This window comes from Falsochrobactrum ovis, from assembly GCF_003259955.1.
Taxonomy (GTDB): Bacteria; Pseudomonadota; Alphaproteobacteria; order Rhizobiales; family Rhizobiaceae; genus Brucella; species Brucella ovis_A.
The window spans coordinates 322,849-340,617 of sequence record NZ_QLMK01000002.1 but is presented as its reverse complement, the minus strand read 5'-3'; the positions used below and the strand labels follow the sequence as shown (position 1 = coordinate 340,617).

Genomic DNA, 17,769 nt, shown 5'->3' with positions numbered 1-17,769 from the left:
TATGCGGTCGATCGACTGGCTTACTGCACAGCCAATTGCCCATCGGGGCTTGCATGATCTTAACAACAAATGCTGGGAGAACACACTTCCAGCCTTTGAGGCCGCCGCACAAGCGGGCTTTACTATTGAATGTGATGTCCACCTGACACGCGATGGCGGCGTTGTCGTATTTCACGATGATGAGCTTGATCGACTTGCCAACCGAAAAGGCCAGATCAGTGAGCTAACGGTTACGGAAGCCACCGCCTTAACAATTGGCGAAACTCAGGATCGCATCCCGACCCTTCGTCAAATGCTAGATCTGGTTGCCGGAAGGGTCCCGGTCGTCATCGAGCTGAAAGGGGTTGCAGGGCGCGACGACGGATTGGTCGCTGCTGTCGCAGCTCAGCTCGAAACCTATAAAGGCCTCGCAGCCATCATGTCTTTTGACCATCGTCTTATTCGGCGTTTCAGAACTGACGCCGAGGGGATCCCCGCTGGTTTAACGGCCGAAGGTACACGGATGCAGGATCTTGAGGCGCATTTCGCTATGCTCGCCCACGGCATTTCCTTTGTTTCCTACAATGTCCATCATTTGCCAAACCCGTTTATTCGTTTTGTCCGAAATAAACTCCAAATGCCCACCATCAGTTGGACGGTCTTAGACCGGGAAATGAAGAAGCACAGTGATCAGAATGTAGACCAAATCACATTTGAAGGATTTGATCCTAGGACTTTCGCCGCTTGACGGCGACATGTCCAAGCCGCAAAATCATGCATTAAGCGGCAAAGGGATTGCAGTGGGTATCAACCATAGTCAGAGCGAACAGGACTTCGTGCTTCGCATCGTCGAGAGTATCGACGATTTTACCAATGAGGAATGGAACTCTCTTCATGGTACGTCTCGCGGCACTTCTTCTTTTAATCCATTCATCACTCAGGAATTTCTCTCCGCTCTAGAACGATCCGGCTCAGTATCACCCAAAACTGGCTGGCTCCCGCGACATCTGCGCCTTGAAAACGAAGATGGAAATTTAATAGGCGCAGTTCCAAATTATCTGAAAGGACACAGCCAAGGCGAATATGTTTTCGATCACGGCTGGGCTGACGCTTTTGAACGTGCAGGCGGGCAATATTATCCAAAGTTTCAGGCCGCAGTCCCCTTTACGCCAGCCACCGGCCCTCGTCTTTTATATCATCAGGATTACGATGCCGAGGCAGTGCAAATGGCGCTCGCGGCAGGCTTACGGCAACTCACAGACCAAACAGGCATATCATCAGCGCATGTAACTTTCCCCCTGGAGTCAGAAATTGATACGCTAAAAAAGGCTGGTTTTCTTCACAGGACAGACCAACAATTTCACTTTATAAACAAAGGCTTTTTGCAATATTCTGATTTTTTAAACGAACTTTCGTCGAGAAAACGAAAAGCCCTAAAAAAAGAAAGGAAAACAGCGCTTTCAGAAGGGATTGAAGTTGATTGGCTCTCTGGCCGCGATCTCACTGAAACCATCTGGGATCAGTTTTTTGAATTCTATATGGACACGGGAAGTCGCAAATGGGGAACTCCCTATCTCAACCGAAAGTTTTTCTCCCTGATCGGCGAGACAATGGCCGAGGATATCCTGCTCATCATGGCTCGCCGGAATGGACGCTATATCGCGGGTGCCATTAACTTTATTGGTGCGGATAGATTATTCGGTCGGCATTGGGGCTGTATCGAAGATCATCCCTATTTGCATTTTGAAATATGCTATCATCAGGCGATCGACTTTGCGATTGAGCATAAACTCCAAGTCGTCGAAGCAGGCGCGCAGGGCGAGCACAAATTGGCTCGTGGCTATTTGCCCGTAACCACCCACTCCGTGCATTACATTGCACATGAGGGGTTTCGCAAAGCGGTTAGTGATTACCTCCACTATGAACGCAATCAAACTCAAATGGTGCACGAGGCCCTTAAAGATCACTCTCCATATCGCAAAGCATAAGCCCCCACTTGAACCGCCGCGTACGATGCTTTCTCATTGAACTATCGAATACTGGAGAGAATCAGATGCCTGCTACTTATGATAATGACAATATCTTCGCCAAAATTCTCCGTGGCGAGGTACCCTCTACCCGCGTTTTAGAAAACGAACATGTCATCGCATTCATGGATCTTATGCCACAAGGCCCCGGCCATACATTGGTTGTCCCCAAAGCTGCCTCGCGTAATCTTTTGGATGCTGACCCGCAGGTTTTGGCCGAAACCATAAAAGCCGTGCAGCAAATCGCCATTGCCGTTAAAAAAGCATTTTCTGCTGATGGCGTTACCATTATGCAATTTAATGAGCCTGCAGCAGGCCAGACGGTTTACCACCTTCACTTCCATGTTATTCCCCGCTTTGATGGCATTGCATTAAAACCGCATACGGGACAGATGGAAGACGCTGAAACACTTGCAGCAAATGCTGAAAAAATCAAAGCATCTATCTGAAATATAAAGACTTTTATAAAAGCAGAAGCCCTAAAACCAGCAGGGCTTCCGCCACCAAAATACCGACCAATAACCGCTTGCCGGCAATTACGAATGCCGCAAACCCCACTAAAGCTGACCCCACCCGCAACCAGATCGGCGAATTGGCCAACTCGCCATTTGGGTAAAGAATAAGTTGGGCGATCACGCCAGCGACCAGCGCCGTGGCGACGCAACGCACCAGCACCAATAGCTGAGAATCTTCGCTTACACGCCCGCCGATCAAAACGCCCATAAGTCGAAAGAAATAAGTCGGCAGCGCGCCAGCAATCAGGATGAAAATGAATGGCCACCACCATTCTGAATAAGCTGTCCAAGTCACGCCGCTTTACTTCCTCGCCGGAGTTGAGCTCGGTGGAAACCAAAGGCGATCAATCCTCCGACGCAGCCAGTTAACAATAAATCGTATCCGGGAGCAAAATAATGAAAAACCGGAAGCAGGAGAATGCCGCAGATCATTGCTAGCTGCCCCGCCCGTTCTCTGGCCGAGCGCCATAATGAAGTAAGGAAATACATTGGCGTCAACATGAAAAGAGCGGCGAACATTATCGGCGGGAAGGTCGCCGAAATGAGATAGACTGCCACCACGACAAGAGAATTAAAACAGATTAAAATGGTTCCGATGCCAGCAAAATAGCTTGTTCGCATTCTTCGAGGGACATTGCGGAACTCTTCCATGGCCATGACCCAAGCTGTCACAGCCACAAAATGGCTCAATATCGCCAAAGTAAGTTTGCGAGTATTCGGCCCCTTCAATTCTGGCAGCAACGCTACAACCATTGGCGTCAGGCGAACCGACGACAAACCAACCGCAAGAATAATTGCGGGGAGCGCCGCATTGGCGCTGATCGCACCAATAAGCACCACTTTGGCTGGCAATGCCCAAATGGTGATTGTCATGAAGACCGCCTGAGCAAGCGTAATACCGCTTTGAATTGCTAACCCCGCAAAGCCGACAAATGAACTCATCAACAAGATGGACGGAACGCTAAAGATGCGACCCGTGCCACGGAAGAACCACCGAAGCTGGCTGTCTGCTTCCGACTGAAAAGGCAAAAGTGATGGGCGACTCATTGACATAGGGCGACGATAAGCATGTCCTCAAAAACAAGAAACCAGTTTGTAGACCGATCTCACTATTTTTGAGCTCAATTACGAAAAGGCCCCCATATTGGGGGCCAAGATCATGTTTATTTCGAACGCGGAACTTTCGGAACCGAAGATTTTGGCGAAGTGGCGTTGCGTGAGGACTTAGTTTCTTGCGCCGCCAGATCGTCTGTTCCAGCCAGAACCTTATCTTTCTCCGCCTTTTTCACAGCGGTTTTCTTTCGAGGCATCTTCTTTTCCGCAGGGATATCCTTTTTAGGTTTTACCGGCTTATCCGCTACAGCTTCAAGAGACAGACCCGACTTGCCATCGGAGTCTACCTTGACGTCAACACGAACAGTGCCGCCATGTTTCAGGTTTCCAAACAGAACTTCTTCCGCCAGAGGCTTCTTAATATATTCTTGGATGACACGGGCCAACGGACGTGCACCCATTCTTTCGTCATACCCCTTATCTGCCAGCCACGCGATAGCCGCCTCGGTCAATTCAAAAGTTACACCACGCTCCGCAAGCTGGGCTTCAAGTTGAAGCACAAATTTTTGCACCACCTGATGAATTACAGGCACCGGCAATGGACCAAAGGGCACAATTGCATCAAGACGGTTCCTGAATTCCGGCGTAAATAGACGATTGATGGCCTCCATATCGTCACCCTCACGCCGAGTCGAACCAAATCCAATCGCAGCCTTTGCCATGTCCGCTGCGCCAGCATTGGTCGTCATGATCAGAATCACATTGCGGAAGTCTATCTTCTTTCCGTTATGATCTGTCAGCGCACCGTGATCCATGACCTGCAACAAAATATTGAACAAATCTGGATGGGCTTTTTCGATCTCGTCCAGAAGCAACACGCAATGCGGATGCTGATCAACACCATCAGTCAAAAGACCACCCTGATCAAACCCGACATAGCCCGGAGGCGCACCGATCAGCCTCGATACGGTATGACGCTCCATATATTCGGACATATCAAAGCGAAGCAGTTCCACACCGAGTGACGCTGCAAGCTGTTTGGCAACTTCCGTTTTACCAACGCCTGTCGGCCCCGAAAACAGATAGGACCCGATCGGCTTATCTGGCTCACGCAAGCCAGCCCGGGCTAGCTTGATCGAAGCCGATAGTGCTTCAATCGCCAAATCTTGACCATAGACGACCCGTTTGAGCTCCGATTCAAGATGTGCAAGCACCTGCTCGTCATCTTTTGAGACGGATTTAGGCGGAATACGAGCCATCGTAGCAATGGTAGCCTCGATTTCCTTGACGCCAATCGTCTTTTTTCGTTTGCTTTCTGGCAAAAGCATCTGGCTGGCGCCGGTCTCATCAATGACGTCAATTGCTTTATCTGGCAGTTTCCGATCAGAAATATATCGAGCCGAAAGCTCTACCGCCGACTTGATGGCATCGCCCGTATATTTGACCTTATGGAACTCCTCGAAATAGGGTTTAAGCCCCTTCATGATTTCAATCGCATCGGGGATAGACGGCTCATTGACGTCAATTTTCTGGAACCTGCGAACCAGCGCACGATCCTTTTCGAAAAATTGGCGATATTCCTTGTAAGTCGTCGACCCAATGCAACGAATTGCGCCAGAAGACAAAGCAGGCTTAAGCAAGTTCGATGCATCCATCGCGCCACCGGAAGTGGCCCCTGCCCCAATCACCGTATGGATTTCATCAATAAAAAGGACAGCCCCAGGATAATCCTCAAGCTCTTTTACAACTTGTTTCAGCCTCTCTTCAAAATCCCCACGATAACGCGTTCCAGCAAGGAGCGTACCCATATCGAGCGAAAATATCGTCGCATCAGCCAGCGCCTTTGGCACCTGCCCTTCGACGATACGTTTTGCTAGCCCTTCGGCAATCGCGGTTTTACCGACACCAGGATCCCCCACATAGAGCGGGTTGTTTTTGGAGCGTCGGCACAAAACCTGGATAGTTCGGCTGATTTCACTTTCACGACCTATGAGCGGATCAATTCGACCGGCTTTAGCCTTCTCATTAAGATTGACGCAATAGGCAGTGAGCGCATCCTGCTTCTTCTTGGTGGTTTCATCTGCATCAACACTGCTTCGCTCTTCATTCACGTTTTCAGTGCCGCGCGGTGTACGAGGCTCACTGTTTTGCCCGCGTTTTGAAATACCATGTGATATATAATTCACCGCGTCATAACGGGTCATCTGCTGCTCTTGCAGGAAATAGGCAGCATGGCTTTCCCGCTCAGCAAAAATCGCGACCAATACATTAGCACCCGTCACTTCTTCACGATTTGACGACTGCACATGAATTACTGCGCGCTGAATCACTCGTTGGAATGCAGCGGTGGGTTTTGAATCTTCGTCATAGCCCGTGATCAGATTATCAAGTTCACGGTCAATATAATCCGTTACAATGCGCCGTAGATGCTCAAGGTCGACATTGCAGGCTCGCATCACTGCGCTGGCTTCTTGATCATCGATCAGCGCAAGCAATAAATGTTCGAGCGTGGCATATTCATGGTGCCGCTCGTTTGCAATTGTGAGGGCCTGATGCAATGCCCTTTCAAGGCTGGGGGAAAACGATGGCATGTTACCTCACTTTTTCTCCATCACGCATTGTAATGGATGCTGGTTCTGGCGGGCAAAATCCATGACTTGGCTTACTTTGGTCTCAGCGACCTCATAAGTAAAGACACCGCACTCACCGACACCATGATTGTGTACATGCAACATAATGCGGGTGGCGTCTTCAAGGTTCTTTTGAAAGAACCGCTGTAAGACATGTATGACAAATTCCATTGGCGTATAATCGTCATTGAGTAACAGCACCCGATAAAGACTTGGTTTCTTGGTTTTAGGTTGAGTTCGGGTAACAATAACGGTCCCGCTGTCCGCACCGGAACCATTAACGGTCTTACCCTGCATAATTAGATCGAATTGCTTCATCGAACCCTTCACCCGAAATGCCAATCTCTCTGGCCTGTCCATCATTATGTAGGACAGCTTTAGGCGATTTTAAGCCCTTCCACATTACATGCAACCTGACATCTGCATTTGTCGCCTTATTGTTTGCGGCCATGGAGCCACATCACAATATTCTGCGAGAATTTTTGCAGAAATTATGAATAAATTGGTATCCATAAACGGATTGGTAACGCTGATGACATTAAGGTCCCGGAATTAGATTGCTGTGTGCCTTTTGCGCCGCAGTTTAAAAAAACCGGGATACAGGCAGGTTATCATCGTGCTTAATGCATTTAGTAACACCACGAAAGTGTTGAAAAGAGCGGCGCAAGCCGTTCTGCTTCTTGCCGTTGTAACAGGTTGTTCAACGGCCTCCACCACAGTACCGGCGGCGGCGAATGAACGTTATGCAGCAATCGTCGTCGATGCAAACACGGGTAAAACCCTGTTCGCGTCCAAAGCAGATGCAAAACGCTATCCGGCTTCCCTTACCAAGATGATGACTGTCTACATGATGTTTGAAGCCATGAAGGCAGGCCGGATGACCAAAGACACAATGATTCCTGTCTCCGCCTATGCTGCGGCGCGGCCACCGACGAAAATCGGCTTTCGTCCTGGTCAAAAAATTCGTGCCGAAGATGCGATTCTGGCTCTGATCACCAAATCAGCCAATGACGTGGCTGCCGCTGTTGGTGAATATTTGGGTGGGTCTGAAACACGTTTTGCCCAGATGATGACCGACAAAGCCCGTCGTCTAGGGATGCGCAGCACGACTTTCCGCAACGCATCTGGCTTGCCTAATATGCAACAGCAAACGACTGCGCGCGATATGGCTATTCTCAGCCTAGCACTGCGCCAGCATTTTCCGCGTGAATATTCATATTTCTCGCGTAGTAGTTTCGTATTTCGCGGTCAAACAATCCGAGGGCATAACCGGTTGCTTGGCCGTGTCCAAGGTGTAGATGGCATTAAGACCGGTTACACCAATGCTTCTGGCTATAATCTTGCTTCTTCCGTCCAGCTCGATGGCCGCAGCATCGTCGCCGTCGTCATGGGTGGCAATACGGGCGCCAGCCGCGATGCACATATGCGTGAATTGATCCGCAAATATCTGCCAGCAGCCAGCCGCAATCGTAGCTCACAGGCTCTGATCGCCATGCGCAATGACGCTCCACAGCTTGTGGCCTCAGTTGGACTTCCCGCAGCCAAAGATGCGCCTATTCCGGTCGCTCGCCAGATCGTCGCTATTGAAGAGGTTATCAATAATGAAACTGGCGAGGGAGATGTGGAAGAACCAAAGCTTCTTGCCCTTGCAGCGCCTACCCCGCGCCCAGCAGCGCTGGCAGTTGAGGACGTAATCCGTCCAACGCCCAAGGCTCGCATCGCTTCGACGCCGCCTTCCGATGAGATCGATCCAGTAACCACGGCTTCTGCACCGGTTTCGGGCGGTTGGGCAATCCAGGTGGGTTCACTGCCAAGTGAAAAACAAGCCCGCGAAATGCTGGTAAAAGTTTCTGCTTCGGCTGGCAATTCTCTTAGAGCGGTATCGCCTTATACGGAAACCTTCCAGAAAGGTAACTCGACATTCTACCGCGCGCGTTTTGTCGGCTTCAACTCCAAGCAGGCAGCCTGGGACGCGTGTGCTGTGCTCAAGAAAAAGAGCATCGGTTGTTACGCCATCGCCAACTAATCGCTAAAGGAGCTTTCCTTTAGCGACCACTTAAAACCCAGATTTGTACAGCGTTGTGAGGGTTTCGAGATGTTGAATATGAACGAAAAATCGAGCATGCGCCCCTTAGCTTCCGGTTCTCCGTCGCCCGAATGCGACCGGCTAACGCCTGGATCGTTTTTATTCATTCAAACCCTCAAGCAAGCAGCGCTTCGTATATCAGAAATTCGTCGTGGGAAATCACTGCAAACGCGTGAGCTGGTTGGACTACTGGCCTGTCACGCGGCACGTAATCGACGCATGGTGCAACCCCGTGCAATGATGCGTATGTGCCTTCCGGTTAGGTCCGATAAGGTGACGGTAAAGGTCACGATCAAAAACTGAAAACAGCAATATTATTGCAGGATTATTTCAGGTCGATCAGCTCAGCTCATCTGCAATTTTAAATGTGCGGATTTGCGCTATCAAATTTGCAAAAACTCAGCTTCGAACTGCATTCATGCATCTTCAGTTGCATGAATGATCTCTTTCCAAAAATTCAAAAAACCAAAGCGCTTGATCATGGCGATCCTATGCCGATTAAGATCACTCGACTTTTCATACCTTAAAGCAAGCCCAATTCGGCCAGCTCTTGCCGCAACTCCGCTGGCAGCGCCTGCCCCGATTGACCCGATATTTCGTCGGCAGGCGCTTGATCTTCAGCTAAGTAACGCCAACCCTGAAAAGCCCGCCTTGGCTGCCATTGTGTTGGAATAATGCGGGGTTCCAAAACAAAATGGCACCGTCCAATCCCCTGCTCATCGGTAAATGGGCGAATATCCAGCAATTTTTGGCGACACTGCACTTTCCCCTTAATGACCCAATAAAGTGAGCCTCCATCAAGAAGCTCATCTACCCTTTTCGGTACCATACGGGTTGTGTGAAACTGTTCTGGAATAAGGCCAGCTGCTCGCTGTTCGGCGAACCGAAAATCAATCCAAGCTGCGAGATCTTCTATGCTGTCACAGCCGACGCAAAGTTTTACGAGGTGTAGTGCCATGGAACGCATTTAGCCAAGGCTGCGCATTTCATCAAGCCCGCACCTTAATTAAACTAATTGACGGATGGATCAGCACGCGACCACATTGACTGCAAGCCCGCCTTGACTGGTTTCCTTGTAGCGCTCATTCATATCATGGCCAGTCTGGCGCATGGTTTCAATGCACGCATCAAGCGGCACGAAATGTTTCCCATCGCCTTTCATTGCCAGCGACGCGGCAGTGACTGCTTTAACTGCACCAAAAGCATTGCGTTCAATACAAGGAACCTGCACCAGCCCGCCCACTGGATCGCAAGTCATTCCCAAATGATGTTCCAACGCTATCTCGGCAGCATTTTCAATCTGCTCTGCATTGCCACCCAGAACCGCAGCCAGCCCCGCTGCCGCCATAGCAGAGGCTGAACCTACTTCACCCTGACATCCCACTTCTGCTCCGGAGATTGAAGCATTATGCTTGATAATTCCACCAATCGCAGCAGAGGTCAGCAGAAAATCGCGGACGCTTCTTTCATCAGCTTCTTCGTGAAAATGAAGATAATAACGCAAAACCGCGGGCACCACTCCGGCAGCGCCATTGGTTGGCGCTGTGACCACCCGGCCGCCGGAAGCGTTTTCCTCGTTCACAGCCATGGCGTAAACCGATAGCCAATCATTGGCCAATAAAGGATTGGTGCGATTGTTGCGCCAATCTTCTTGCAATTTATTATATAAATCACGTGCGCGACGACGAATATTCAGCCCACCCGGCATGATGCCGTCACAACTAAGCCCGCGCTCAATGCATGAATGCATAGCCCCCCAGATCTGATCAAGCTTTTCATCAAGCTCTGCTTCGCCCATATGACACAGTTCATTCGCCCGCTTCATCTCAGCGATGGAAAGCCCCGAAGCCTGCGCCATCTCTAACATTTCGACAGCGGTGCTAAAGGGATATGGAACGGCCTGAAGCTTATCGTCCTGCTTTTTACCGCTAGAGTGAATGCGGTTTAATTCTTCTTCAGTAACAACAAATCCGCCGCCAATTGAAAAATAGGCCCGGCGCAACAATAATTGGTCGTCCCGATCATAGGCTTCAAACGCCATACCATTTGCGTGACCCGGTAATGGGGTTTTGCGATCTAAAATAAGATCGACCTTGGGATCAAAATGATAGATCGGGTGGCCCGGCGGTTGAAGCTGCTGCGAGTGCGCAACTTTTGCAACTTCATCGTCCATTATGTCTGGATCAATCGAATCTGGTTTAAAGCCACAAAGACCCAGAATGACAGCGCGATCTGTGGCATGGCCGACGCCAGTAAACGCCAGTGAGCCATGTAAGCGAACCCTAAGGCGATGAACTTTGGCATTGGCTGGTTTAGGCCAATCCCCGCGGATCAGTTCCTCAAGAAACATATTGGCAGCCGTCATTGGCCCCATTGTGTGAGAGCTGGAAGGTCCGATACCAATCTTATAAAGATCGAAAACTGACAGAAACATTCAACACCTTCTCCAGCCTATAAAATGAGCACGGTCAAGGTTGCTGAGCTTCGCATGCGCGCTTTAAAGCTGCCATTATGCGCCTTGCTTGCGTAGCTGCACCTATAAAATAGTTTATGCGCACTATAATACAAGCAGAGCGCCCAAACGCGGCATAAATGTTCCGCTTTGCGCAATCGCTATCGCGATTATCTCATGAAAAGATAGGCAAGAACAATAAGGGTAAATAAAGCAATGACTGCGCGGAGTGTGACACCCCAACAAGACTTTTGTACACTATAGTCCATGAAAAATTGATCAACCTAACTGCTATTCTGAAATCGCCACATAGCCAAACCCGACCAGCATATCAATCATTGAAATTTATTTCTAAACATCAAATCAATTTCAAAAATCCTTATAGAGATAAAAACTTGTCTAAAACCAATCACTTATATAGATATCTTCAAAGTTTAATATATGTAGATATAGCAAAATGAGATATCAGGGCTGCGGAAAAAACATATCTGTTTTACCTGTCAACCAATAGGCGAGCAATCCAACCCACTCTCGCATAGCAACGGTTAACCGGGATAGCGCATCATTGGGCGATGACAAATAAAGCGCAAATTTTTCCACGGCAGGTGTTTTATAATCTACCGGCCAAGCAACCACATCAAAACCGGCCCGACGAAAAGACCCGACTGCCCGTGGCATGTGGTAGGCCGAAGTAACAAGCAACCAAATTTCGCCTTGTTGCGGGTCTGCCAAGCGCTGGGAAAAGATGGCATTCTCGGCTGTATTGCGCGATTCATTTTCAAAAATGAATCTCTTCTCCGCAAGCCCGAATTCAGAAATTATTTCTTGTGTGCTCTGAGCGTCAGGTATTGATCGCTCAAAAAATCCGCCATCACCGCCAGAAACGATAATTTTGGCATCAGGATAAAGCCGTGCCAGGCGTATGGTTTCGAATAGTCGATCGGCAGCACTGTTCAATTCAAAGCCCGGCCTCCCTGCATTGATGTCCCCATTGAGATACCCTCCGAGCAATATTATCCCGTTCACACGATCAGATAATAATGGTTGCTTGGGAAACCGCTCCTCTAGCGGAATGAGCAGCAAAGAGCCTGTTGTTGTATAAGCACCAATGAAAAGGATCAGACACGCGCTGCCCAATGCTACCAAGCCAGACTTGCGCTGATTAAACCAAATCAGAACAACCGCGATCAATATGAGCAAAAAAATGACCGATAAAGGCTGAAAGGCGAGCCAGAAAATTTTCGACGAGCTGAAGAACAACCTAAACCTCGAAATAAATTGTGTCGATGATCCGAAGGCGAATCCGGTAGAACCATACACTATAGTCCTACCACTCTCTTGGATAAGAATGCGACGAGTAAGTATGCGGATAGTAAGAGAGCGACGATTAAGAGTACGACCAGCGGATCATTTGTTAACCCTTACAAGGTGATGAGATATTACGCGGATCGGGCAAATAGCTGAATGGGAAACACAATGCAGAATATTGCCGAAACTAAACCGGTGGCATCTCATCGGCAGCGATTGGAGTGGGTCGACATCGCGCGCGGCGTGGCTCTCATTGCGATGGCAATTTATCATTTCGCCTGGGATTTAGAATTTTTCGGCTTTTTAGCGCCCGGAACGACCTCTCATGGCGGGTGGAAACTCTTTGCCCGCGGTATCGCTTCAAGCTTTCTATTCCTTGTCGGATTCAGCCTCGTGCTCGCCCACGGACACGGTATCCGATGGAAGGCCATGGGCAAACGCCTGCTGCAAATCTGCACTGCCGCGGCAGCCATTTCGCTTCTGACGTGGTTCATATCGCCAGAAAGCTTCATCTTTTTTGGCATTTTGCACCAAATTGCCCTGGCCAGTGTCCTCGGCCTTTTGTTTTTGAGGCTTCCCGCTTTTTTGACGCTTATTATTGCGGCACTGGTGATTTGTGCTCCGCTTTACGCTCGCGCCGAGGTTTTCAACCATATATGGCTTGCATGGGTGGGACTATCTACGGTGCCAATCCGTTCAAACGATTATGTGCCGCTGTTTCCATGGTTTGGAGCTGTATTGATCGGCATTGCCACGGCCCAATTGGCCGAGAAATTTAACTGGCTCCCCCTGCTCGTTAGCAAGAAACAAACGAAATTTCCACAAAGGTCGCTGATTTATATTGGACGTCACAGCTTAGCATTTTATCTTATTCATCAACCGGTTCTGCTCGCTCTTCTGTTTGCAGTCTCTCAGCTATGGCCCCCGCAAACACCCCGGCAGTTATTTACGCATTCATGCGTTTCAGCTTGTCTGTCCGATGGCAGCGAAGCACTTTGTCAGAATTTCTGTTCTTGCGTGGTGAGCAAACTCGATAAAGCGCAATTATTTGACGACGTCTTTAGCGGAAAATCAGATGCTAATACCGACGACGAAGTGCAGGGAATAGTTAATTTCTGCTCGCCAACAGCCGAATGATTAGGTGTTAACGCCAAGCTCCGCCAATCGTTCGATACAAGCTTCTTCGACCTGATCTAGCTCAGCAAGCGTTTTATCGATGTCACGAATTTTTTGGCGGAGATCTGCGCGTTTTTCTTCAAGCCGCTTCATCAGAAGCTTCAATTGTCCGCTCTCACCCGGAGGCTCGCGATACATTTGAATAAGTTCACGAATTTCCGCGATGGAGAAGCCAAGCCGCTTGCCCCGCAAAATTTGTTTCAGCAGATGACGATCCGAAGGGCGAAACAGCCGCGTACGCCCCCGCCGGACCGGTGAGATCAGACCTTCATCCTCATAAAAACGCAGCGTCCGGGTCGATATCCCAAATTCCCGCGTTAGCTCGGTGATCGTATAATATTCGCGTACCACGGTAATAGTCTCACAATTCAAGAAGAATGTAATGCGTCTACTATTACGTAAAAGTCAATCCAGCTCGCCAGCCTAGTTCACCAAAAACACCGAGAGTCAGCTCAGCGAAAACACAGGGGTACGAATTTAACACTTGCTTTGAACATGTGGCTTATGCGTTATGAATCGATAACCTAGATAATGATAACGGCCATGCGATCATCTATAAAATTCACTCTCATTGGACTTATTATTATAGCGCTCGCGGGTATTACGCCGTTTTTCTTCGAGCGATTGATCATCAAGCTTGGCGAAAACTCACTGCATAAATTGGCCACAGAAGGCAACTTCTGCACAACGGATGATTGCAAAGAAGGTATTGAATATACCCTTACTTTCCTAGAAACTCATTATGCGCTTTCAACTGAAAATGTGAAATGGTGTATGGGCGTGGACGCTATCGCGCATTATGATCTGGTTTTCGGCAATGGATTGAAAACCAAACTGACTGATTTGATGTATAAACGGTGCGGTGATCCCCGTACTGATAAATCTGAACCCGCCCACCATTCTCACCCCGAATAGAAAGCATTCGCATGACCCGCTTTTTGCGAATTTTTGCCTGGTTTTGTTTGCTGGTCATTCTAGCTGTTACGCTAAGCCCCATTCAATTTCGGCCCAGCGTGGCGAATTCCGCTAATTTAGAACGTTTCCTTGCGTTTTTCGTAGTCGGCGCGGCTTTCTCGCTTGCATATCCGCGCCAGTGGCTAACGGTAATAATTTTGACGGTCGGTTCTGCTGGATTGTTCGAACTTTTACAAAAACTCGCACCCGGTCGACACGGAGAGTTTATCGATTTCGTGGTAAAATCGGTCGGCGCACTCACAGGCGTATTATCAGCCCATGCTGCGCGCACTATCGGATTATTTCGCGATAAAACCAATGCTGAATAGCGGTGGAACAAAATTCATTCCAACGCATTTAGTTTATATCGTATTTTGCATGGAGATAGAATATGGCCGAAAACAAGACCGCCAATGAAATTCAGCGCGCACTCGAACAACAAGTTGCCGATCTGCGCAGCGAACTTCATCGCCTTACCCAATCACTGGCCTCTCATTCGGGTGAATTCCGGCATAATGCGGAAAATATGATTGAAGATGCGCATGGTCGAATTGTAAACGTGGCCCAAACCATGCGTGAGCGAGGACAGGCCGTAGCCGAAACAGTCAAAGAAAACCCTGGTACGGCGACGACCTTATTTGGCACCGCAGGAATTATCGGAATTTTGATCGGAATAGCGATTGGTAGTGCTCTTTCGGACCGTCGTTAAAAAAGAAAAAATTTAGAAAAAATTCGCGCCTATTGGCGCGAGTTTTTATGGCCTTTACCTGCCCAGCTAAGCCTGTTAGTCCGTCAGCCATTGGAAACGACCAGCGGTCGAAATCTATTAAATGGCTGTGACACGACTTTAACAGGGGCATGGTAATGTCTGATAAATCTAAATATTCTGATCTTATTCAACTGGGCAGCAATACCCCTATTCCCTTGTCCCCAGACCAAGCTAAACTTGAGCGGGTCGCAAACTCGCAACTCGACACGCTTTATTGCGTGCGCTTCACTGCTCCAGAATTCACCACCCTGTGCCCGATGACCGGACAGCCGGATTTTGCCCATTTGGTAATCGATTATGTTCCCGCTGAATGGCTCATTGAGAGCAAATCCCTCAAACTTTTTCTGTTTTCTTTCCGCAATCACGGCTCCTTCCATGAAGACTGCACCGTCTCAATTGGAAAAACGCTGGTGAATTTTCTTCAACCTCATTGGCTTCGCATCGGAGGATATTGGTATCCGCGCGGAGGCATTCCAATTGATATATTTTACCAAACAGACGTGGCCCCCCAGGGCGTGTGGATTCCAGATCAAGCTGTGCCAAACTATCGTGGTCGAGGCTAACGCCGGTCACAGCGCTATTGCTGCATTGCCCCTCACCAACTATTGTTCATATGAGCCGTCGCACATGAAAGGGTCCGTATGAAAAAGGGTGCTATACTGATTTCTCTAGCAATCCTCTCTGGATGCGGAGCCGGCAAGGCTGCAATGGATGTCGGCAAAGGTTTTGACCGCTTTGAGTGCATGTCTCGGAATTTAAAAGGCGAAGCTCCCTGCCCGCCTCCCGTCCATGAAGAACAGCAACCGTGATCGGAGAGTCCAAATGGCCATCCAACCAAAAGACGTGCTCGATTTCTGGTTTTCCGCTCCGATGAGAGCGAACTGGTTTGAAAAAAATGAAGCGATTGACACGCAAATAAGAGAAAAATTCCTCTTAGCCTATGAAGACGCGCGCAACGACAAAATGGAACGCTGGAAGCAGCAAGCGGAAAGCGCCCTCGCTCTAACGATCATATTTGACCAGTTTCCACGTAATATGTTTCGTAGATCGCCGCGTGCATTTGAAAGCGACGGATTAGCGCGGGACATAGCTATTCAAGCACTTGATCACGATTTTGACCAACAGTTAACGGCGGAGCAAAGGCAGTTTCTCTATCTTCCACTCATGCACAGCGAAAACCTCGCTGATCAAAGGCGGAGCGTCGAACTCTATGAGAAACTTGCAGACCCGCTCTCATTGGATTTTGCCCGCCAGCACCTTGAAATAATCGAACGTTTCAACCGCTTTCCGCACCGCAATCAAGTTTTAGGCAGAGAATCAACGCCCGAAGAAATTGAGTTTTTAAAACATCATGCGGGTTTCTGAGCAAGCCCGAACGCCTATAAAATCTGATAAGGCAGAATTCCGCGGCGGTCATGGTTGACTGCAAGCCTGCTTTTAAGCGGAGGAACCGCGCGTTGAACACAATCGGCTCTTTCGCAAATGCGACAAGACACGCCGATAGGCTCAAATGCTGAACGAGACGTGATATCAAGCCCATCCGCGTAAACAAAATCTTTTGCATAAGCGATTTCACATCCCAGCGAAATTGCATAGCGTCGAGAAAGCGCATTAAAGCCGCCTTCGCTTTTGGTCAGTTCGGTCGCCACACAAAGATAACGCGCACCATCAGGCGTTTCAGCCAATTGTCTGATGATACGATTTGGCGTCTCAAATGCTTGATGCACGTTCCACAACGGACAAGCTGCACCAAACCGTGCAAACTGTAACTTAGCCGCGCTATGTCGCTTGGTAATATTCCCTGCACGATCAATGCGGGCAAAAAATACCGGCACGCCGCGATGTCCGGAACGTTGCAAAGTACTCAACCGATGCGCCACCTGCTCAAGACTGGCTCCAAAACGCGAGACTAGCAATTCCAGATCATGGCGTAATTCTTTGGCTGCCATGAGAAACAGCTGATAAGGCATAATGAGAGCGCCAGCAAAATAGTTTCGCAAACCTATTTTGCAGATTTCGACCGCCTCTATTGAGCGAAAATCGGCCCGTTTAACCAGAGAATCAACCACATCCTCCATTTCAAGCTCGGCAATTTGAAAAGCGATCTGAAAATTACGCGTAGAAGCTGATGAATATGGATTGACGTATAGGACACGCGTTTCTGGATCAAACCGTCTCAGGATCGCTTCGTCCGGTGCCGCACGTGCAACCCGCACATGATGTTCTTCCTCTATATATTGCACCAATGCCTGTCCGGTATCTCGGCTGGGAATATCGAGAAAATGGGCAAGCTTTTCAGCAGCAATATCAAGCTCATGCACATAATTATCTATGAAATGAAAAAAGTCCCGCACTTCCTCATAAGGCGATGGGTCCGTAACCGTTGACACCCTACCAAGTTGCTGATCAAGGCTCGCAAGCTGTTCGCTATTGCGTCTATATGCTTGGTGACAAGCGACCAGCGCATGCGCAAGCCCCGGCGCATTTTGGGTAATGAGCTTCAATTCTTGCAAACTTGGCTTGTAATTATCAAAAACCGGGTCAGCCAAAGCTTCCGTTACTGCCGATAACAGCCGGCTATCGTCACCCAACGAAATCGACCCAATATCAATTTGATAGTTTTCCGCCAGCGCAAGAAGAACAGCAGCGGAAACCGGACGCTGGTTGTTCTCAATCTGATTGAGATAACTGTTTGAAATACCTAGCCGATCTGCAAAGGCCGCCTGGGTTGCCCCGTGCTGTTCGCGTAATTCTCGAATTTTTCGACCAATATAGAGTTTTCTCGGGGCCATATTTGCAACTTTGCATTTAACAGTTTGC

At 48.9% G+C, this 17,769-nt stretch carries 20 protein-coding genes; 11 read left to right on the top strand and 9 right to left on the bottom strand.

The window, feature by feature from the left end; genetic code table 11:
* The first annotated feature begins 1 nt into the window (after position 1).
* From C7374_RS05320 to C7374_RS05310, 3 genes are all read left to right on the top strand, one after another.
* Positions 2-727, top strand: a complete 726-nt coding sequence (locus tag C7374_RS05320) for a glycerophosphodiester phosphodiesterase (RefSeq protein WP_111574560.1) — start codon at positions 2-4, stop codon at positions 725-727.
* Between the two features lie 7 nt (positions 728-734).
* The gene (locus C7374_RS05315; RefSeq protein ID WP_111574559.1) at positions 735-1,967 is read left to right on the top strand and encodes a GNAT family N-acetyltransferase; all 1,233 of its coding nucleotides are present in this window, start codon (positions 735-737) and stop codon (positions 1,965-1,967) included.
* A 65-nt stretch (positions 1,968-2,032) separates the two neighbouring features.
* A complete protein-coding gene (locus tag C7374_RS05310; RefSeq protein WP_111574558.1) occupies positions 2,033-2,455 on the top strand; it encodes an HIT family protein in 423 nt (140 codons plus the stop codon).
* Positions 2,456-2,468: 13 nt separating this feature from the next.
* On the opposite strand, the gene C7374_RS05305 is transcribed toward C7374_RS05310, so the two are convergent.
* From C7374_RS05305 to clpS, 4 genes are all read right to left on the bottom strand, one after another.
* Complete coding sequence (locus C7374_RS05305) at positions 2,469-2,816, bottom strand: AzlD domain-containing protein (protein ID WP_111574557.1); 348 nt, start codon at positions 2,814-2,816, stop codon at positions 2,469-2,471.
* Positions 2,813-3,568, bottom strand: a complete 756-nt coding sequence (locus tag C7374_RS05300) for an AzlC family ABC transporter permease (protein ID WP_245412585.1) — start codon at positions 3,566-3,568, stop codon at positions 2,813-2,815. The genes C7374_RS05305 and C7374_RS05300 overlap by 4 nt, the downstream gene beginning before the upstream one ends.
* Positions 3,569-3,684: 116 nt before the next feature.
* On the bottom strand, positions 3,685-6,165 hold the full coding sequence (gene clpA / locus C7374_RS05295; RefSeq protein WP_111574556.1) for an ATP-dependent Clp protease ATP-binding subunit ClpA: 2,481 nt from the start codon (positions 6,163-6,165) through the stop codon (positions 3,685-3,687).
* A gap of 6 nt (positions 6,166-6,171) precedes the next feature.
* A complete protein-coding gene (clpS, locus tag C7374_RS05290) occupies positions 6,172-6,522 on the bottom strand; it encodes an ATP-dependent Clp protease adapter ClpS (RefSeq protein WP_111574651.1) in 351 nt (116 codons plus the stop codon).
* 298 nt (positions 6,523-6,820) lie between these two features.
* Here clpS and C7374_RS05285 point away from each other — a divergent pair, with 298 nt between their 5' ends.
* A complete protein-coding gene (locus tag C7374_RS05285) occupies positions 6,821-8,230 on the top strand; it encodes a D-alanyl-D-alanine carboxypeptidase (protein ID WP_245412584.1) in 1,410 nt (469 codons plus the stop codon).
* Between the two features lie 78 nt (positions 8,231-8,308).
* Entirely contained in the window at positions 8,309-8,593 is a 285-nt protein-coding gene (locus tag C7374_RS05280; protein WP_374850171.1) for a hypothetical protein, read from the top strand.
* A gap of 220 nt (positions 8,594-8,813) precedes the next feature.
* Here C7374_RS05280 and C7374_RS05275 read toward each other — a convergent pair whose 3' ends face one another.
* The 3 genes from C7374_RS05275 to C7374_RS05265 form a co-directional block, all read right to left on the bottom strand.
* Complete coding sequence (locus C7374_RS05275; RefSeq protein ID WP_111574554.1) at positions 8,814-9,248, bottom strand: DUF1489 family protein; 435 nt, start codon at positions 9,246-9,248, stop codon at positions 8,814-8,816.
* 69 nt (positions 9,249-9,317) lie between these two features.
* Entirely contained in the window at positions 9,318-10,724 is a 1,407-nt protein-coding gene (locus C7374_RS05270; RefSeq protein WP_111574553.1) for an L-serine ammonia-lyase, read from the bottom strand.
* A 483-nt stretch (positions 10,725-11,207) separates the two neighbouring features.
* Complete coding sequence (locus C7374_RS05265) at positions 11,208-12,002, bottom strand: YdcF family protein (protein ID WP_111574552.1); 795 nt, start codon at positions 12,000-12,002, stop codon at positions 11,208-11,210.
* Positions 12,003-12,218: 216 nt separating this feature from the next.
* Between C7374_RS05265 and C7374_RS05260 the strand changes: the two genes are divergently transcribed.
* Positions 12,219-13,187, top strand: a complete 969-nt coding sequence (locus C7374_RS05260; RefSeq protein ID WP_111574649.1) for a heparan-alpha-glucosaminide N-acetyltransferase — start codon at positions 12,219-12,221, stop codon at positions 13,185-13,187.
* On the opposite strand, the gene C7374_RS05255 is transcribed toward C7374_RS05260, so the two are convergent.
* Positions 13,188-13,577, bottom strand: coding sequence for a MerR family transcriptional regulator (locus C7374_RS05255; protein WP_111574551.1), 390 nt, complete (start codon positions 13,575-13,577; stop codon positions 13,188-13,190).
* Positions 13,578-13,769: 192 nt separating this feature from the next.
* On the opposite strand from C7374_RS05255, the gene C7374_RS05250 reads away from it, so the two are divergent.
* The 5 genes from C7374_RS05250 to C7374_RS05230 all read left to right on the top strand — a co-directional run bounded on the left by C7374_RS05250 (position 13,770) and on the right by C7374_RS05230 (position 16,314).
* The gene (locus tag C7374_RS05250) at positions 13,770-14,141 is read left to right on the top strand and encodes a hypothetical protein (protein ID WP_111574550.1); all 372 of its coding nucleotides are present in this window, start codon (positions 13,770-13,772) and stop codon (positions 14,139-14,141) included.
* An 11-nt stretch (positions 14,142-14,152) separates the two neighbouring features.
* Positions 14,153-14,509 (top strand): VanZ family protein, encoded by a 357-nt coding sequence (locus tag C7374_RS05245; RefSeq protein ID WP_111574549.1) that lies wholly within the window; start codon positions 14,153-14,155, stop codon positions 14,507-14,509.
* A 62-nt stretch (positions 14,510-14,571) separates the two neighbouring features.
* Positions 14,572-14,889, top strand: coding sequence for a hypothetical protein (locus tag C7374_RS05240; RefSeq protein WP_111574548.1), 318 nt, complete (start codon positions 14,572-14,574; stop codon positions 14,887-14,889).
* A gap of 155 nt (positions 14,890-15,044) precedes the next feature.
* Positions 15,045-15,512: a preQ(1) synthase gene (queF, locus tag C7374_RS05235; RefSeq protein WP_111574547.1), complete on the top strand. Its 468-nt coding sequence runs from the start codon at positions 15,045-15,047 to the stop codon at positions 15,510-15,512.
* 259 nt (positions 15,513-15,771) lie between these two features.
* On the top strand, positions 15,772-16,314 hold the full coding sequence (locus C7374_RS05230) for a DUF924 family protein (RefSeq protein WP_111574546.1): 543 nt from the start codon (positions 15,772-15,774) through the stop codon (positions 16,312-16,314).
* Positions 16,315-16,328: 14 nt separating this feature from the next.
* Here the strand turns inward: C7374_RS05230 and C7374_RS05225 are convergent, their stop codons facing one another.
* Positions 16,329-17,741 carry a helix-turn-helix domain-containing protein gene (locus C7374_RS05225; RefSeq protein WP_111574545.1) on the bottom strand — a complete coding sequence of 471 codons (1,413 nt, stop codon included), beginning with the start codon at positions 17,739-17,741 and terminating at the stop codon, positions 16,329-16,331.
* Positions 17,742-17,769: the final 28 nt, after the last annotated feature.

Bases quoted from the DNA above. Each gene is read 5' to 3' on its own strand.
- C7374_RS05270 (WP_111574553.1), bottom strand. From the start codon at position 10,724: ATGTTTCTGTCAGTTTTCGATCTTTATAAGATTGGTATCGGACCTTCC.
- C7374_RS05225 (WP_111574545.1), bottom strand. From the start codon at position 17,741: ATGGCCCCGAGAAAACTCTATATTGGTCGAAAAATTCGAGAATTACGC.
- clpA (WP_111574556.1), bottom strand. From the start codon at position 6,165: ATGCCATCGTTTTCCCCCAGCCTTGAAAGGGCATTGCATCAGGCCCTC.
- C7374_RS05320 (WP_111574560.1), top strand. From the start codon at position 2: ATGCGGTCGATCGACTGGCTTACTGCACAGCCAATTGCCCATCGGGGC.
- C7374_RS05280 (WP_374850171.1), top strand. From the start codon at position 8,309: ATGAACGAAAAATCGAGCATGCGCCCCTTAGCTTCCGGTTCTCCGTCG.
- C7374_RS05310 (WP_111574558.1), top strand. From the start codon at position 2,033: ATGCCTGCTACTTATGATAATGACAATATCTTCGCCAAAATTCTCCGT.
- C7374_RS05300 (WP_245412585.1), bottom strand. From the start codon at position 3,568: ATGAGTCGCCCATCACTTTTGCCTTTTCAGTCGGAAGCAGACAGCCAG.
- C7374_RS05315 (WP_111574559.1), top strand. From the start codon at position 735: ATGTCCAAGCCGCAAAATCATGCATTAAGCGGCAAAGGGATTGCAGTG.
- C7374_RS05260 (WP_111574649.1), top strand. From the start codon at position 12,219: ATGCAGAATATTGCCGAAACTAAACCGGTGGCATCTCATCGGCAGCGA.
- C7374_RS05230 (WP_111574546.1), top strand. From the start codon at position 15,772: ATGGCCATCCAACCAAAAGACGTGCTCGATTTCTGGTTTTCCGCTCCG.
- clpS (WP_111574651.1), bottom strand. From the start codon at position 6,522: ATGAAGCAATTCGATCTAATTATGCAGGGTAAGACCGTTAATGGTTCC.
- C7374_RS05250 (WP_111574550.1), top strand. From the start codon at position 13,770: ATGCGATCATCTATAAAATTCACTCTCATTGGACTTATTATTATAGCG.
- C7374_RS05245 (WP_111574549.1), top strand. From the start codon at position 14,153: ATGACCCGCTTTTTGCGAATTTTTGCCTGGTTTTGTTTGCTGGTCATT.
- C7374_RS05275 (WP_111574554.1), bottom strand. From the start codon at position 9,248: ATGGCACTACACCTCGTAAAACTTTGCGTCGGCTGTGACAGCATAGAA.
- queF (WP_111574547.1), top strand. From the start codon at position 15,045: ATGTCTGATAAATCTAAATATTCTGATCTTATTCAACTGGGCAGCAAT.
- C7374_RS05240 (WP_111574548.1), top strand. From the start codon at position 14,572: ATGGCCGAAAACAAGACCGCCAATGAAATTCAGCGCGCACTCGAACAA.